Origin of the sequence: Bifidobacterium sp. B4142, from assembly GCF_026537325.1 — a bacterium.
Classification (GTDB): Bacteria; Actinomycetota; Actinomycetes; order Actinomycetales; family Bifidobacteriaceae; genus Bombiscardovia.
Map to the genome: position 1 here is coordinate 293721 of NZ_JAFNMJ010000001.1, position 16254 is coordinate 309974.

Here is a 16254-nt window from a genome sequence, read left to right on the forward strand (position 1 = left end):
AGCATGTGCGAAACAGACGGTTCCCAGGAGGGCGAAGATCGACAGCCGGTTGTCGTCATAGGAGCCATGGACGAGGAGGTGGCCCTGATCGGCCAAGGTCTGAAGCAGGCGGATCAGGATCCCCGCGCCAGTGATGCCGGGCTGAAAGTCATATGCGGCACTCTTGATGGGTCGCAGGGCCCGGTTCGGCTGGCCGCCACCGTGGGCGGCATGGGCACCGTCAACATCGCCGCCACCACACAGTATCTGATCGATGCCTTCCATCCCAAGGCCGTCATCTTCTCCGGCATTGCCGGCAACCTGAACAAGGATCTGCATATCAATGACGTGGTCCTTGGAGGCACCCTGCGTTATTTGGACACCGACATGCGATTGGTGGCCCAGTCGGCCCCCGGCACCGAGGAGTTCCATTCGGACCCTCACCTGCTGGATCTGGCAAGCCGGACCTTGGACTCCATGGGAATCAAGCATATCGTCGGTACCATTGCCACAGGCAACTACTTTGTGGACAGCCCGGAGAAGATCGCCCAGGTCAAGGAGCAGACCAGGGCCGATGCGGTCGAGATGGAAGGGGCAGCCGTCTGCCACGTGGCGGCCCGCAACAAGGTTCCGGCCCTGGTTATTCGCGCTCTGAGCGACAATGCCGACACCGACTATGAGGTCTTCCGGGAGTTCGACATCTCCGAATATGCCGACACGGCCGCCAGGCTGGTGCTGGGCATCGTGCGCGAGCTCTGAACGCCGGTCAGCAAGGAGCCCTCGGCCGTGCAGCTTGGCACCTATGGGCTAGCGATTTGATGGGTTGCGTCCGTCGTGGCCTGGGTGCCATGAATCTGCTGAGGTCCTGCAGTCCGCAAATCTGGCTGGAGGCGAGCTCGTTGCGCCTGCGAACTTGACGGCTGCAGCTGACCTGTGTACTATTGCCCCTTGCATACCAAAGACCGTTGGTCGGGACCCTTGGGTCTCCTAAGTTCGGTTGATCGAGCCAGCACAGGTTGAGTTTCAAATCGGTCCTTGCGACTTGTTTTCTGCTCTGCCTGTCGGCAGGGCTTTCTATTTGCCTGTCATGCTCAGTCGTCCGGCTCCCTCCAGAGGTCTGTCTAGGAAGGAACGCCATGAAAAGGCCCGAAAAGGAAGAGGCTGTCGCCAGGCTGACGGACAAGTTCCGTGACGCCGATGCCATCATCCTCACCGAGTACCGCGGGCTCAGTGTTCCGCAGGTCGCCGATCTGCGAAACAAGCTAGGCCGCGATACTTCCTACAACGTGGCGAAGAACACGCTAGCCCGGATTGCGGCCAAAGAGGCTGGAATCAAGGGTCTCGATGAGATGCTTGCCGGCCCCTGCGCCATCACCTTCGTCAAAGGTGATTACGTCGATGCCGCCAAGACGTTGCGTGATTTCGCCAAGGACAACCCGGCACTGATTGTCAAGGGCGGCTTCATTGATGGAGCTGTCGCTGACGCGGATGCCATGGAGAAAATCGCGGATCTGGAATCCCGCGATGTTCTGCTCTCCCGGATGGCCGGCGCGCTCAAGGGCACCATGTCCAAGGCCGCCAACCTGTTCGTCGCTGTGCCTACCAAGGCCGTGCGCACGTTCGACGCCCTGCGCGAGAAGCAGGAAAAGGCCGCCTGAGTCCACGGCCATTGGCCCGGATTCATACGGTAAGCATAAAAAGATGTTCGGTGATCGGTCTACCAGAATGCCGGTCGCCACAAATGAAAGGAAGCCATTATGGCCAAGCTCTCCGCTGACGAGCTCATCGACGCGTTCAAGGAAATGACTCTGGTCGAGCTGTCCGACTTCGTCAAGAAGTTCGAGGACGAGTTCGACGTCGAGGCCTCCGCCCCTGTGGCTGTGGCGGCTGCCGCCCCCGGTGCTGCTGCTCCGGCCGAGGAGGAGAAGACCGAGTTCGACGTCGTGCTCTCCGCCATCGGCGACAAGAAGATCCAGGTCATCAAGGCTGTCAAGGCCATCACCAACCTGGGCCTGGCCGACGCCAAGGCTCTGGTCGACGGCGCCCCCAAGACCGTTCTGGAAGGTGCCAAGAAGGAGGATGCCGACAAGGCCAAGGCCCAGCTGGAAGAGGCCGGCGCGACCGTCGAGCTCAAGTAGTCATCGGCTCTTTCTGAGCCCTTGCATGCTGGAAAGCCCTGTGTCGTCACCGACGGCCCGGGGCTTTCCCATACCCTGGGGGATTGGTGTGCCTGTTGGGTCGGCCTTGGACCAAACGATTATGAGTCGTTTGCTATCCGCACAAGAGTGGATCGAAGTGTCTGAATTGATTCATGGCAGGCAATGAGCCACCTGCCGTTTACCACAATCAGACCTGCAGATACTCCCGATCCGGACGGCTCCAAGAGGTGCGCTATGCCTGCGAGCCTCTCATGTGTCCTTTATCAGGTAATTCGGCACGCAATCAATCCTATCTCTGGGTTTCATGACAGAATAGGCGGTAGTACCGAGTGAAGGCGGCTGCAGATTTGGGAGGTCGAAAACGTGAGTGACGATCGGCGACCGGGGCAGGTGTGGATAATCAAGTTCAATGGGGCGGAAGAGACCCGGCTCAAGCCTGGCGAGACCGTCGAGATTGGCCGCAAGCCCCTGCGTCCGCTGGCCGATGACGGTCGGCGCCGTCTGGAGGTGCCCGATCAGACTAAATCCATGTCCAAACGACATGCCATTTTTTCCGTTGACCAGGACGGTCTGGCCACCCTGCGCGATATGGGTTCCACCAACGGCTCCTATCTGATCCAGTCAGACGGCTCCCTGGTCAGGCTGCCTGTGGACGCCGCCTTCCCCCTATCCAGCAGCTCGGCTCGCTTCCAGTTCGGTGATGTCCCCGTCGACTTCGTGCGCATCAACAATCCCGAAGAGGATACGACCAATCCCTCGCCCCAGGTGCCTGACCTCTTCTCATACTCCACACAGCCCCGGGGCATGGTGGAGCCTGATGCGGCTGAAATGTCTGTCGATGACATTCTGGACATGCGCGCCGGCGAGCCCACTGGCATCTTCAAGGCCGACGGGGTTCGCAACCGGGTCACTGCCCTTCACGATATGGCCTTGGGCGCTGCCAAGACAGCCGATTCTTCCCCAGAGGCCGGCGGCGCTTCACCAGATCGTCCCAGGAATGCCCCAGCCACTCGCGGTTCGGAGGGCAATCCGTCGTCGACTTTCTCAGGTAGGCCGGAACCAGCAGATTCCCGAGGCCCGCAAGTTCGGTATTCTGACAATGCTGATTCAGCCGAGCATGGCCAGACCGACAGGAGACCGGCCGATGTCGGTTCGGCTGAGGGCCAGGAATCATACCCTCGCGGAGCCCATTCCGACCAGCCGGATGATGGAGTATTCGAGGACCGCGAAGGTGGCCGGCGTGGTGGCGATGCTCGCCAGCCTCTGCCATGGCAGGAACGCGAATCCGAGCAGAGTCTTCCCTTGGTCGGTACTCGGGAGGAGGATAGCCAGCCGGTCGATCGCGATCTTTTCGCTGATGCTCGTCGTTCCCGTTCCGCTGAATCGGCCCCCGATCAGGATCGCTATGACCAGGATGCTCGCGATGATCGCCGTCATCGTGATGATCGCGCAGTTTCCGGCCGCAGGGGTTATGCAGATGGTCAATCTCGGCAAGGCCGGGTGAGCGAAGCGGACACGGGCCAGGGATTCACTCCACTGGGGGCCGTAGAGCTGGCCCGCCTTTCCAAGAAGGAGTCAGATCAGGATCGACGTCCTCAGCCAGCGGATCAGCCGGATGATGACCAGCGGTATCAGCCTGCTTTCGAGCCTGGATCCGTTTTTGAGCGGGTTTCCAAGGGTGACTATGACCGTGGTCAGGAGGCCATCGAGGTGGATGGGATGAGCTCCGATGATGCCAAACGCACCGGGGATTTCGCCCTGCAGTTCGCCATGGCCAAGCATCGCCAGTTGCTGCCCTTCCTGGCGATGAATCCGGCCCTCTATGATGATCTGTACGCCTGGTTGGAGGCTCAGGGCGACCAGGACATCGACGCGGCCCTGCGTAACAATGACGGGTATCACGAATATCTGAACGCCGTGCGGAAGTGAGTGGACGGATGAGCGAGACGGTAATGAGCACCGGTGGATCGGAAGAGGACAAACGGGCTGATGCACAGGCATCAGCGGCTGGGTCCTCCTCCGAGCGTGCGGCAGAAGAGGTCAAGGCTCCGTTGACTCCCCTGGAGCGAATCCGGGGATGGCGCCAGGACTATCAGAACCAGGTGGGACTGACTCCCTTGGAGAATGTGTCGCAGCTGGCCGCGCAGATGGATCTGACGCACGCGCATCCTTCCGGGATTGCCCAGCTTTTCGCCAGCGGCCAGGTTCATCTGGATGCGCTTTTCCGGGATCGCGGCATGCTGCGTGCGGCTCACCGTCGTATGGAGCGGGTTCTGGATGATCAGGCTGCCAAGGAGCGTGCCAGCGGTTTCGCCCAGCTCTCCATGGTGGTGGGGGTGGCTGCCTGGCAGGGGCGCGACATGCCCGTACTGCTCTATCCCGTGCGCATCGATGAGAGCACACAGGGGGCATCCAGGGCCTCTATCAGATTCACAGGCAAGGTGGATCTTAATCCTGCTTTGATCTCGGCCATGCGCGAGCGGGGCATCACCCTGGATCCGGATCGTCTGTTTTCCGCCTCCCATTATCAGGGCGGCACACCTGAAACCTCGTCGCTTTTCAAGGACATGACGGCCCTGATCACGCCGCATATCAGCGACTTCACCATTGGGCGGAAAATCGTTCTGGGGTGCTTTATTGAGCCATCGGCACAGCTGTTGGGCGAGAGCCTGCGGATTCTGGACCGGATGACCGCTGGATCCACCGGCAACGATTTGCTCGATGCCCTAGCTGGCGACCAGGCAGCCTCCGAGCGGCTCAAGGGCGGACCAGTGCCCGACTACAGCCCCTTCGATGCTGACCCTCACAGCGAGTTTGAGGCTGGAGATGTGGACAACCGGGTCCGTTATGCCGCCCAGCTGGTGGCGACCGGGCACAGCGTGCTTGTGGATGAGCAGACCGGCCGTCACAGCGCCGATGATGCCCTGGCCATCGCCTCGCGCTGCGTCACCGCCGGCAGGACCGTGCTCTATGTGCCCTGCGTGGTGGAGGAGAAGCGGCGTTTCCAGCATCGTTTGGATGCCGCTGGGATGGCTGACATGGCCCTTGATCTGACCGACGACCAACTGGGCAGGATCCTGGACCAACGACTGATCGATGCAGTGGGGTTCAAACCCGGCAAGTCCAGCGAGCATTTTGATCAGGTGGCTGACGAGCTTGTGGGTGTCCGCTCCCGACTGACCCGCTACCTGGGCGATTTGCATGGGGTGGATTCCAGTTGGGGGGTTTCGGCCTACCAGACCATTCAGAATCTGGCCAACATTGCCAATATGCCTACGCATCCTGCCACCCGTGTCCGTCTGGGCGCGGCCACGGCCCACAACCTGCAGCCCGAGCTGGATACGTGGGCGGACAAGCTGGAGAGGGCTGCCGAGCTGGGCGAATTCGTCATCGGTCCCCAGGACACCCCCTGGTACGGCGCCACCCTGGTCAGCGAGAACGAGGCTGTGGACGCTTACTCCCGCGTGGTTCGTCTTCTGCAGCGGCTTCTGCCGGACACCCGTGAGCAGGTCAAATCCACTGTAGAGACCTGCGGATTCCCTGTGCCGGCCACCGTCAAGGATTGGGGGCGGCAGGTGGTGGTCCTCAAGAACCTGCGCCGGGTCCTGGATGTCTTCCAGCCCTCCATCTTCGAGCGTGACATCCCCGCCATGATCGAGGCCACCAAGTCCAAGGCCGATCGCAAGGCCAATGGCACCAATCTGGGATTCTGGGAACGTAGACGTCTGGTCAAGGAGGCCAAGAGCCTGCTCAGGCCCGGTGCCCAGGTCGAGGATCTGCATGAGTCGCTGGTGGTGGTCTCCAAGCAGGCCGAGCAGTGGCGGACCTTCGTCCCTCACGGTGGCTGGCCGGTCCTACCGCCCAAACTGGACGTCATCATCGACACGCAGGAATCCCTGATCCGCGACATGACAGCTCTGGACACCGTCTTGGATTCGACTCCGGCAGGCGGCGATCTGGAGACCATGGACTTCAACAAGGTGGAGGAGCGGCTCAAGGCGCTCTTTGACGACCATACAGCCTTGGATACCTTGCCCGAGCGCTGCGCTTTGGAGGGTGAATTCAGCGAGGCAGGGCTGCAGGACCTGGTCCAGGACCTGCGCAACCGTCAGGTTGAAGGCAAGGCGGTACGGGCCGAGCTGCAACTGGCCTGGTGGACCACGGTCTTCGATGACATCATGCGCTCCTCGCAGATCATCTCCAACCAGGATGGTTCCGCCCTGTCCAACGCAGCCGACCGTTTCAGCCAGGTGGATGCCCAGCATGTGGCCAGCGTAGGGCCCATGGTTGCCCAAGAGAGCGAAAAGCGTCTGTCTGAGCTGCTCTTTTCGCGCACCCAGGAGGCCAATCAGCTGCACACTATGCTGGCCGGCAACCTCGGTGCCTCCCTTGCGGTCTTCCAACAGGCCCACCCTGGCATACTGTCGGCGGCCAAGCCCATCATCATCGCGACTCCGGCCACGTTGGCAACGAGGACCAATCCGACACAGCTGGCCGACACGGTCATCATCGATGCCGGGGCCCATATGCCTTCCATCCAGGTGCTGACTGTGCTGGCTCGGGCACGGCAGGTGGCGGTCATCGCCCACCGGCCTACCATCACTTCGGATGGCCTTCTGCAATTGATCGACCATCTGGTCCCGGTCACCGTCAAAGCCCGCCCCTCACGCCGCTCGACTCGGTTAGGCGCCTTCCTGAAGGATCACGGCTATGGGGATCTGTCGGCACCTGTCCCCGATTGTCGGGAACCTGGCAGGGTTACCCTGACCAGGGTGGAGGGCGCTGGCGTCCCAGTCATGGCCACCGGTCTGGTCGAGTCCAGTCAACAGGAGGTCGCTGCCGTTGTCGACATGCTCAAGCGCAGGGCAGGATCCTTCTCCCTGGTGCCGAACAGTTATCTGCTGACTGTGGTCACCCTGTCGGCAACCCATCGTTCCCGGCTAGGTGCCGAACTCAAATCGGCAGCAGCCAAGGACAGGGTTTTTGCCAAGTTCCTGCGGCATGTACGCATCGTCGGCATTGACGAGGTTTGTGGTGCTCGAGCCACGGATGTAATCCTCACTCTGGGCTTTGCCAAAACCACCCACGGTCGTCTCCTGCAGCAGTTCGGCGATCTGGAAGGCGAAGGGGGCAAGGGCATGCTGCTGGATGCTCTTGTTCTGCCGGATCGGAATCTGGACATCGTCGCGGCATTTTCCGCCGAGGATCTGGAGGACGACCGCCTTCACCAGCCCGGGCCGCGTCTGCTCAAGGATCTGCTGACCTGGGCTGAGCACCCTGATGCGGAACCGGTCCGACCTGAGCAGGCCGAGCAGTCCACCAATGTGCTCTTCCGGGATCTGGCCCAGCGGCTGCGGACCCGGGGACTGGATGTAGCCCTGGATTACGGGTACGACCAGGCGCCCAGAATTCCGCTGGTGGTCGGGCTCAAGAACAAGCCCTATGCTTTGGCGGTGCTGACAGACGACGCCGAGTTCATGCATACCCAGTCCACCCGGGAACGACACCGTTTCACCACCGAGGACCTGCAGTATCTCGGATGGTCGGTTATGACCGTCTGGAGCGTTTCGGCCTTTGTCAACCCTGACAAAGAAGCCGACAGGATCGTCGCTCGCCTTGCCGATATCTACCAGCAGGCGCGTTAATGGCGAAGGATGATCAGCCAGAACGCGGGAAGCAGACCGGTGAGCCCAGTGAGCCTGCAACTTCGCGCCCGCGTCGGCATCACCGGGTGGTTCGCCCAGGCAGGGAACGGTTCGATGTTGATGGCACCGAGGAAGATCCTCAGGACCGGGTCTGCGCGCAGGATCGTCTTGACGGGGATGACCGGAGGATCCTGGGCGAGCTGCCTCCGCATTGGGGGCTCTTCCCCAATGAGCGCGGCGACTGACCGCTGATCCTAATCCTGACCCTTGGGCAGTTCGGTTCCATCCTGTTGCCTGTCTGTACCTGTTGACCGGTGGATATCGTCGGCGATCTGGCGAAGCAACTGCAGGCTCTGGTCTTGCGGGCTGGGTGCATTGGGCTGGTCCTTGATGTCCGAGGCCGCCCGGCTCAGTTGCCGTAGCTTGTTGATGGGCATGATGATGCAGAAGTAGACGGCGATGGCGATTAAGAGGAAGTTGAGCAGAGCCGTCAAAATGGCGCCAAAGGAAATAGTGGCGTTCCGGTAGCTGATGGTCAGGAGTCCCGACAGGTCCGGTTTGCCGAAGATCATGGCGATCAGCGGGCTGATCAGATTGTTGACGATGGCGTTGACCACGCTGGTCACCGCCGAACCCATGACCACGCCCACGGCCATATCCACCATGGATCCGCGCGAGATGAACTGCTTGAACTCGCCCAGCACGCCCTTGTTGCTGATCTGTGAGATTTTGTGGACTGCTTCGGCGGTATCCTTGGCCGCCACCTGATTGATCGAGGCCATCCTGCATCCTTCCGTAGCTGATGTCAGGCATGGAACACCCATGCCTGCTTCTTCCTCCATTATCGCGGGCCCAGAATGGTTTCGGTTTTCCGACATGATTAGAGAGTGTTGATGTGGGAGTGCTGTCGGGGCGGATGGCGATGACGGGGGTGGATGGATCCAGCGACAACAAGAGCAGAGCCTGACCAGCGTTCAGGGCGAAGACGGCCTGGGATGCTTGCCGGACTTGGTCGCCCTCCCGTCCTTCCAGGTCGGATCGATCCCTGGGGATTGTCTGCGCCGGTTGTAGCGCCAGAGCTTTCTCGGCTATCATGCAGTTTCCGCTGCCTGAAGTTTGTCCGGAAGTCGGCGTCTGCAGGTCGCTGGCTTGCTGGCTATGGGGAAGCCCCGGCGTCCTATCAGAACCTGGTCGGTCTTGGGCGGGATGCGGGCTGGCGGCGGCTGGGCAGTTCCCTGAAGCCAGCAAACTCACCTGGTCGCCAGCCTGCAGGTTGCCCGGATCGTCGGCAAGGCGGACCGTCACCGGGGTCGTTCCGGGTGGCTGTGCCGGTCTACTACTGATCATGGCCGTGGTCAGCGGTTGCCCCGAATGGACGCTGATCATCAGCCGCCGTCCGCGAACTTGTGCAAACGAAGAGATCAGGCCGGGCAGACCTTCCCTGCCATGCATGATCCGCGTTTCAACCAAGGCAGGTTCGATGGCTGATCCTCGTGCAATGGGTCGTGCGGCGACCAGTATAGACAGGCGGCCCTGGGCCTGGATCAGGATCTGCAAGGTGCAGAAAACTGCCAGCCCCAATGCCAGGGCGGTTCCCAGGCGCCTCAGCCGAAAAAGTCGTCGTCGGCGGGTCAGGGATCCGGTTGCCGCTGAAGGCTTACCCTTGTTGCTGAAAATGGAAAAATCGACCATGCCCCCAGCCTGCCAGAAGCTTGGCCGACGTCAGGGTCTGCATGGTCGATGTGGTCGAATGTGCCTCTTGGTCTACTTGCTGCTTGTGGAGCTCGAAGAGGAGGATGAGGCTCCATCGGTCCGGTAGAAGCCATGGCCCTTGAACTCGATGGGCACTGCGGAGAAGATCTTACGGACCTGCTGTTGCCCGCACTTGGGGCAGATGGTGATGGGTTCGTCGTTGAAGGACTGCTCCTTGGTGAAGTCGTATCCGCAGTTCTTGCAGCGATAATGATAGGTGGGCACCGTTCTTTCCCTCCGCTGATGGTCGGTTCGCGCGACGATTGGTTCAACACCCAATATCCTAGTGGTGGCTTCGACCAGAAGAATCGGTACCGGGCCTCTCGTCAGCCTTGTCCATCACCATTATGGCCTGTGCCGGGCTTTCGTGACAGACCTGTGGCTGTGGGCGTGAAACCTTCAGGCGTCAGGACTGCATCCACGGGGAGATCATGGTCGAGATGGGGCAGGGGGGCTTCCACGAATTCGCCGGGCCAGCAGATGCCCACCACTGGGGCCTGTTCGGCACGCAGGCCTAGGGCGCGGTCATACCAGCCGCCGCCCCGACCCAGACGAATGCCGGCATGGTCAATGGCCAGCGCTGGCACCAGAATCAGATCGGCCTTACCCAAGACCTGTGCCGGTAGGGCAGGCATATCGGGTTCGTCGGGCCGCCAACCTGGAATCCGCTTCATGTCATCCAGATCCTGCCTTGATTGCAGTCGACCCCAACCTACCTGGGTGCCTGTTCCCAGCATGGGGATGAGCACCTGGTCGCCCCGGCCCAGTAGCAGGTCCAGGCTGGGATCCATGGCTATCTCCCCGCGAATGGAGGCGAAAGCAGCTACGGTCAGGCTTTGGCCGCCTCGGGAGCGTCCGATCCTGGCAAGTACCTGGCCTGCCAGCAGATCGGCAAGCTTGCGTCCTGCGTCCAGGCACTGGGCCGGGTCGATACGTCGTCGGGCTTCAAGCAGCCGGCTGCGTCGATCCTGCTTGTCCCTATCGATGCGTTCCTGTTCGTTCATGTCCTCAGTTCTACCAGCAGGGGGTTCTCCCTGGTGGACGCATGTCTGCCTCAGCTGACGTTCGGTGAGAACATGGAGTCATGTCGGTTCTGCATACCTTCCGCCAGGTCTGGCAGGGTTCCCGAGCCCGTTCGGACCATGCCCTGGATTTGCCTGACGGTCTGACTGCGCCCCCGGGTCATGGGGACTTCCTACTGAGGCCCATCCGCGAGGGCGACCAAGCAGCCTGGAACGCGGTCCGATGGAGGAATCGCGATTGGCTGGCCCCATGGGAGTCAGGGGATCCCCGCCACGGACCTGACATGACCTATGCCCAGTGGATGCAGGAGCTGGAACGTGCCCGGCAGGAGGGGACTTCCGCGGTCTTTCTGATGGAGTTTCATCAGAGCATCGTGGGGCAGATTTCCCTGGGCGCCATCCGCTACGGATCCATGCGCACAGCGACAGCGGGCTACTGGGTGGATCAGGACTGGATTGGTCATGGGTTCGCACCCCTGGCTCTGGCCATTCTGGCTGACTGGGCATTCAGAGACAGGAGGGGACCCCATCTGCACCGGCTTGAGGTGGCGATTCTGCCTGAAAACGAACGATCCCTGCGCGTAGTCCAGAAGCTGGGCATGGAGCCGGAGGGGCTGCGCCGCAGTTACATGTATGTCAACGGACAGTGGCGGGATCACCTGACCTTTGCCTGGATCAGCGACCAATTCGATCCGGATTTGCTGGCTCGTTTATGAGCCCCTGGGACGGACATGGTCGACACGCTGGGTTTGACTTGCCGCTTGGGGCATACCGTCAACTAACGTAGTACCTATGGTTTATGAATCACTCAGCAGCATCGTGGTTTTGGTGATTGCAGTGATTCTGGTGCTGGGTTGGTTGCCGTTTCGCACCGTCAAGGGCATGAAGCGGGCCTCGGAGCATCGCCAGGACAGGCTTTCCGCCTCCCTGCATATGGTGGGTCGGGAAGACGGCATGAGGTTCTGCGACAGGCAGTCGAGGACGGTGAAAGGGTTGGTCATGCAGCAAGGGCAGCAGGATGGCAACCGGCGCAGTCAAGCCCAGCGCATCAAGCAGATCAGACAGTTGCGCCGCGCGGCCATACGTCGTCGTCGCATCCTGGTCCTTGCTCTCTTGGTCGTCACCCTGCTGGTGGCTGGTTGCTCCTTCCTTATGGACTACAGCCCATGGTTTACTCTGATTCCCTTGGCGCTGGTGGTGGTGGTGTTGGTCGCTGGCGCGCATGCTTCGGCCCAGGCCCGGGCCTGGGAGCGCAATTTAGCTCAGCGGCGTGCCCGGCAGCGTCGTCAGCAGGCAGCCATTCTGACTAAGAGCAGGACTCCTAGCAAACCTGGGCAGGCCAAGAATGGAGGCGGCACGGAAACTGCCACGGATGTGCTTGATCAGGGTGAGATTCGTCAAACACTGGCCCAGGCCAAGGCTGATCAGCAGGCAGCCCTCAAAGCCAGGCAGCACAATTCGTCCAAGCCTGCAAAGTCTGCAGTCAGTAGCAGCAAGGCCAAGAGTTCAGCCGGGTCCGCCAAGTCGAGCGAAAAGACTGCTGCACAGACCGCACATACGTCGAACAAGCCGTCCGCCGCCAAGAAAGCCTCTGAACGGACCCCAGCCAAACAAGCGGCTTCTCGACCGGAGGCTTCGAAACCGGCAACTACCAAATCTTCGAGGGCCCAAAAGGCTGCCTCCAAGCCGGCGGTGCCCAAGTCGTCAGTGGACAAGTCCGCCGCCTCTCCGCAGTCGGCATCCGTGCAATCCGTCGCTACTCAGTCGGGCAAGTCTGGATCGGCCTCTGCGTCTGCCGGCAAAGAGCGCCCAGCTTCGTCGACTCAGTCCTCCACATCCGGGGGATCATCGTCCTCGGCAAAGGCTCAGGACGATGCCACCAATGAACTCAAGCGCATCAATCCCTCTCCGGCCTTGGACGCCTTCGGCATGGCGGCGGGCCAGGATCTGATCTCCTTCTCCCTGGGTTCAGCCCGTGGTGAGGGATCAGACAAGGGCGGCAAGAATAACGAAGACGAGGGTCCTCACAGCCTGGAGATCAAGTCCACCCGGCAGGTCTCCGTGGCCCGTCCCCCCGAAAAGAAGAAGGCCGATGGGCAGCCCGACGACTTTCACAAGAGGGAGATGCAGGCTCAGGTCGAGGTGCCCGACCGCAGCGAGGACTCCCTGTCCATCGGCGTGGAGGCCATATTGGCTCGGCGTCGTCCGGCAGACAAGTCCTGAGGGACCAATCCGCGATCATTCTTTCACCACCAGCGTTAGCACTCAAGTTGGCAGAGTGCTAATTTCGCGCTACTATGACTTGTAGCGCAAAGGAATGCGTGGTGAGTGTTCGTCAGCCTCTCATCGACGTTCCGGCGTGGGTTCATTGGCTGTTCTCACAAGATGTAGGAGGTCCACAGTGTCGATTTCACTCACACCGTTGGAAGACAAGATCGTCATCAAGCAGGCTGAGGCGGAGACTAAGACCGCTTCCGGGCTGGTCATCCCCGATACCGCCAAGGAGAAGCCCCAGCAGGGCGAGGTGCTGGCGGCAGGCCCCGGCCGTCGTGACGACAAGGGCGAGCGCATCCCCATGGATGTCAAGGTTGGCGACAAGGTTCTGTACTCCAAGTACGGCGGCACCGAGGTCAACTACGGCGGCGAGGACTACCTGATCGTGTCCGCACGCGACGTTCTGGCCATCCTCAAGTAAAGAGGCGGTGATAGTGGCCCCTGGTCCTGCGCAAGGACCGGGGGCCATTCGCGTCTCGGGAGGACCGTGCAGCGGAACAGACACCGCAGGAGCATACGGCGGCCACTAGCATGGTGCCCATGTACTATCGTCATCGCGCCAGCATTGATTCCCTTCCCGGATACCGGCAGGGCAGCCCGGCACCAGCCGTTCCCGGGTTGACCAGCTACAAGATCTCCAGCAACGAGAACCCCTATCCGCCCCTGCCGGGCGTGGTTCAGACCGTCTCCGAACAGGCCTTGGGCCATCTGAACCGTTATCCGGATATGCGTGGCACCCGTCTGGTAGAGCGGCTGGCCCAGCTGCACGGGGTGGATCCCGCATGCATCCAGCTGGGATGCGGGTCCACTGAGGTCATTACCCAGCTGGTTGACCTGGTGGCCGGCCATGGCGACCAGGTGGTCTATCCCTGGCGCAGTTTCGAGGCCTATCCCATCATCGTCACCTCGGCTGGAGCCACAGGGGTGCCCGTGCCCTTGGATAAAGAGGGGCGGCATGACACCGATGCCATGATCGCCGCGGTCAACGACCACACCAGACTGGTCATCGTCAACAATCCCAACAATCCGACCGCGACCAACGTCGACCGCGACCAGGCCGAACGTCTGCTGCAGGCCCTGCCCGCCGACCTGCCGGTGCTCTTTGACGAGGCCTATATACAGTTCAATGACGACCCTGACCGCGCCGACGGATTGTCACTCATGCGCGAGCATCCCAATGTGATAGTGGCCCGGACCTTCTCCAAGGCCTACGGACTGGCGGGGCTGCGGATTGGATACGCCGTGGCTGCCGAGCCGATCATTGCCGGCATGAACAAGGTGGCCCTGCCCTTCGGCGTCTCCGATGTGGCCCAGACGGCGGCAATGGCCAGCCTGGACGCACAGGACCGCCTGGCCGAACGGGTCCAGGCACTCAAGCAGGAACGGGCCAGAATCCTGGCTGGTTTGCAAGAGCAGGGGTGGAACATCCCCCAACCCCGAGCCAACTACTACTGGCTGCCTCTGGGCCAGGCCTCCACGCAGGCTGATCAGCGTTTCCGCGATGCAGGCCTGTCGGTCAGAACCTTCCCTGGTGAGGGCATCCGCATCACCGTGGGGGAGAGGGAGGCCAATGACCGGGTCCTGGAGGTTTGCGCCGACCTGCGGCGACAGGGTCTGCCTCAGGGCCCAATCTCTGACTGACGGTCGCCATGGTGCGACTGTAAAGGCAAATGCTTGCCGTCTCCGTCCTTGTATGGAATCTCACAGCGGAGGTGGTTTTGCTTCTGTGAACTTGTGTCGTCTTGGATAAACCTATATATTGTGGTTGGCTGGCCAAGTCAATCCAATATATAGTGTTTACCAAGGAGCAGCAGTCCCTATGTCTTCAGCAGATATGGATCGGCACGATCCTCCCGATGGTGCCTCCAGGCTGGTGTATTTCTCCAGCGTCTCCAACAACACCCACCGCTTTGTGCAGCGGCTGGGCGTGGAGGAGCCCATCCGCATCCCCCTCTACGAGCGGCGCCAGCCCATGCCCGTTATGGATGCGCCCTACCTTCTGCTGGTGCCCACCTACGGCGGTGGGTCAGCCAAGGGGGCCGTGCCCAAGCAGGTCATCCACTTCCTGAACAATCCAGTCAACCGCGGACTGATCCGCGGGGTCGTCACCTCGGGTAACCGGAATTTTGGCAGCGCCTATTGCGCGGCCGGCCCGTTGATAGCCCGCCGGTGCGGTGTTCCTGAGCTCTATCGTTTCGAGCTGCTGGGCACCTCGGAGGATGTTCAGGCGGTCAGAGCCATTTTGGCCGGAATGGGAGTGCAGCTCCAGCAGCAGTCGGCTGATTCACGAAAGGCGGTTTTGTCATGAGCCAGCAGGAAAGCACCAAAGAGAGCACCAAGTCAGAGGCCGGTATCTATGCCGACGACGAGATGATGCGCAAGTCCATCACCCCGCCCCAGTACCGTGTCACCCCTGAGGCCAGGATTCGTCCGGTCAACTGGAACAACATCACCGACGAGAAGGATCTGGAGGTCTGGAACCGCTTGGTCTCCAACTTCTGGCTGCCCGAAAAGGTGCCGCTGTCCAATGACATCCCATCCTGGAATACCCTGACCGATCATGAGCGTCAGACCACCGTCCGCGTCTTCACCGGATTGACCATGCTGGACACCACCCAGGCCACCATCGGCGAGCTGGTGCAGATCGATCACGCCCGCACCGAGCAGGAGCAGGCCATCTATACCAACATCGCCTTCATGCAGTCGGTCCACGCCCGGTCCTACTCCTCGGTCTTCTCCACCCTCTGCTCCAGTGAGGAGATCGACAAGGCCTACCGCTGGGCTGTAGCCAACGACGTCCTCCAGGAGCGCGTCCACACGGTCCTGCACGAGTACGTCAGCGAGGATCCCCTGAAGCGCAAGGTGGCCTCCACCATGCTCTCATCCCTCATGCTCTACGCAGGCTTCTATCTGCCCCTCTACTTCTCCAGCCATGCCAAGCTGATGAACACGGCTGATATGATCCGGCTGATCCTGCGCGACAAGGCTATCCATGGCTATTACTCGGGCTACAAGTATCAGCGGGGTCTGGAGGAGAGGACCCAGGCCGACCAGGCCATGCTGGAGAAGTTCACCAACGATTTGCTGGACAAGCTCTACGATCTGGAGATGGTCTACTCCGGGCAGATATATGACGGCTTCCCCTTCGTCGATGATGTCTTCGCCTTCGTTCGCTACAATGCCAACAAGGCGCTGATGAACCTGGGCTATCCGGCCCGGTTCGCAGCCGACCAGACCGATGTCAGTTCGGAGATCCTGGCGGCCCTATCGCCATCGGCCAACGAGAACCATGATTTCTTCTCGGGTTCGGGCTCTTCCTACGTCATGGGGCACTCCGAGTCCACGGACGACGACGACTGGGACTTCTAGGCGAGTTGGAATCGGTGTGATATTGGGCACAGAAAACCCTAGATATGCTCACCG

Annotated in this window: 15 protein-coding genes and 1 pseudogene; 12 read left to right on the plus strand and 4 right to left on the minus strand. The window is 61.1% G+C overall.

Going from position 1 to position 16254, the window contains the following annotated elements; translation table 11 throughout:
• Positions 1 to 3 precede the first annotated feature (3 nt).
• From mtnN to J3U06_RS01225, 6 genes are all read left to right on the plus strand, one after another.
• Positions 4 to 738: a 5'-methylthioadenosine/S-adenosylhomocysteine nucleosidase gene (mtnN, locus tag J3U06_RS01200; RefSeq protein WP_220236308.1), complete on the plus strand. Its 735-nt coding sequence runs from the start codon at positions 4 to 6 to the stop codon at positions 736 to 738.
• A gap of 377 nt (positions 739 to 1115) precedes the next feature.
• Complete coding sequence (gene rplJ / locus J3U06_RS01205; RefSeq protein WP_220236301.1) at positions 1116 to 1637, plus strand: 50S ribosomal protein L10; 522 nt, start codon at positions 1116 to 1118, stop codon at positions 1635 to 1637.
• A gap of 99 nt (positions 1638 to 1736) precedes the next feature.
• A complete protein-coding gene (rplL, locus tag J3U06_RS01210; RefSeq protein ID WP_015022403.1) occupies positions 1737 to 2117 on the plus strand; it encodes a 50S ribosomal protein L7/L12 in 381 nt (126 codons plus the stop codon).
• Positions 2118 to 2501: 384 nt separating this feature from the next.
• Positions 2502 to 4067, plus strand: coding sequence for an FHA domain-containing protein (locus J3U06_RS01215; protein WP_267444081.1), 1566 nt, complete (start codon positions 2502 to 2504; stop codon positions 4065 to 4067).
• A gap of 8 nt (positions 4068 to 4075) precedes the next feature.
• Entirely contained in the window at positions 4076 to 7783 is a 3708-nt protein-coding gene (locus J3U06_RS01220; RefSeq protein ID WP_267444082.1) for a helicase, read from the plus strand.
• A complete protein-coding gene (locus J3U06_RS01225) occupies positions 7783 to 8028 on the plus strand; it encodes a hypothetical protein (protein ID WP_267399371.1) in 246 nt (81 codons plus the stop codon). The genes J3U06_RS01220 and J3U06_RS01225 overlap by 1 nt, the downstream gene beginning before the upstream one ends.
• A 9-nt stretch (positions 8029 to 8037) precedes the next feature.
• Here the strand turns inward: J3U06_RS01225 and J3U06_RS01230 are convergent, their stop codons facing one another.
• The 4 genes and pseudogenes from J3U06_RS01230 to J3U06_RS01240 all read right to left on the minus strand — a co-directional run bounded on the left by J3U06_RS01230 (position 8038) and on the right by J3U06_RS01240 (position 10539).
• Positions 8038 to 8448 carry an MscL family protein gene (locus J3U06_RS01230; RefSeq protein WP_416378925.1) on the minus strand — a complete coding sequence of 137 codons (411 nt, stop codon included), beginning with the start codon at positions 8446 to 8448 and terminating at the stop codon, positions 8038 to 8040.
• A gap of 688 nt (positions 8449 to 9136) precedes the next feature.
• Positions 9137 to 9475 (minus strand): annotated as a pseudogene (locus tag J3U06_RS09355) (SAF domain-containing protein); the annotation flags it as partial.
• A gap of 72 nt (positions 9476 to 9547) precedes the next feature.
• Complete coding sequence (locus tag J3U06_RS01235; protein WP_024626815.1) at positions 9548 to 9760, minus strand: FmdB family zinc ribbon protein; 213 nt, start codon at positions 9758 to 9760, stop codon at positions 9548 to 9550.
• Positions 9761 to 9861: 101 nt separating this feature from the next.
• Positions 9862 to 10539 carry a 5-formyltetrahydrofolate cyclo-ligase gene (locus J3U06_RS01240; RefSeq protein WP_267444084.1) on the minus strand — a complete coding sequence of 226 codons (678 nt, stop codon included), beginning with the start codon at positions 10537 to 10539 and terminating at the stop codon, positions 9862 to 9864.
• Between the two features lie 80 nt (positions 10540 to 10619).
• Here J3U06_RS01240 and J3U06_RS01245 point away from each other — a divergent pair, with 80 nt between their 5' ends.
• From J3U06_RS01245 to nrdF, 6 genes are all read left to right on the plus strand, one after another.
• Positions 10620 to 11273 (plus strand): GNAT family N-acetyltransferase, encoded by a 654-nt coding sequence (locus tag J3U06_RS01245; protein WP_267444085.1) that lies wholly within the window; start codon positions 10620 to 10622, stop codon positions 11271 to 11273.
• Between the two features lie 76 nt (positions 11274 to 11349).
• Positions 11350 to 12780, plus strand: a complete 1431-nt coding sequence (locus J3U06_RS01250; protein ID WP_267444086.1) for a hypothetical protein — start codon at positions 11350 to 11352, stop codon at positions 12778 to 12780.
• A gap of 178 nt (positions 12781 to 12958) precedes the next feature.
• A complete protein-coding gene (gene groES, locus J3U06_RS01255; protein WP_015022393.1) occupies positions 12959 to 13252 on the plus strand; it encodes a co-chaperone GroES in 294 nt (97 codons plus the stop codon).
• Positions 13253 to 13371: 119 nt separating this feature from the next.
• The gene (locus J3U06_RS01260; protein ID WP_267444087.1) at positions 13372 to 14472 is read left to right on the plus strand and encodes a histidinol-phosphate transaminase; all 1101 of its coding nucleotides are present in this window, start codon (positions 13372 to 13374) and stop codon (positions 14470 to 14472) included.
• A 178-nt stretch (positions 14473 to 14650) separates the two neighbouring features.
• A complete protein-coding gene (gene nrdI / locus J3U06_RS01265; RefSeq protein ID WP_267444088.1) occupies positions 14651 to 15139 on the plus strand; it encodes a class Ib ribonucleoside-diphosphate reductase assembly flavoprotein NrdI in 489 nt (162 codons plus the stop codon).
• A gap of 65 nt (positions 15140 to 15204) precedes the next feature.
• Positions 15205 to 16200: a class 1b ribonucleoside-diphosphate reductase subunit beta gene (gene nrdF / locus J3U06_RS01270; protein ID WP_229132307.1), complete on the plus strand. Its 996-nt coding sequence runs from the start codon at positions 15205 to 15207 to the stop codon at positions 16198 to 16200.
• Positions 16201 to 16254 lie beyond the last annotated feature (54 nt).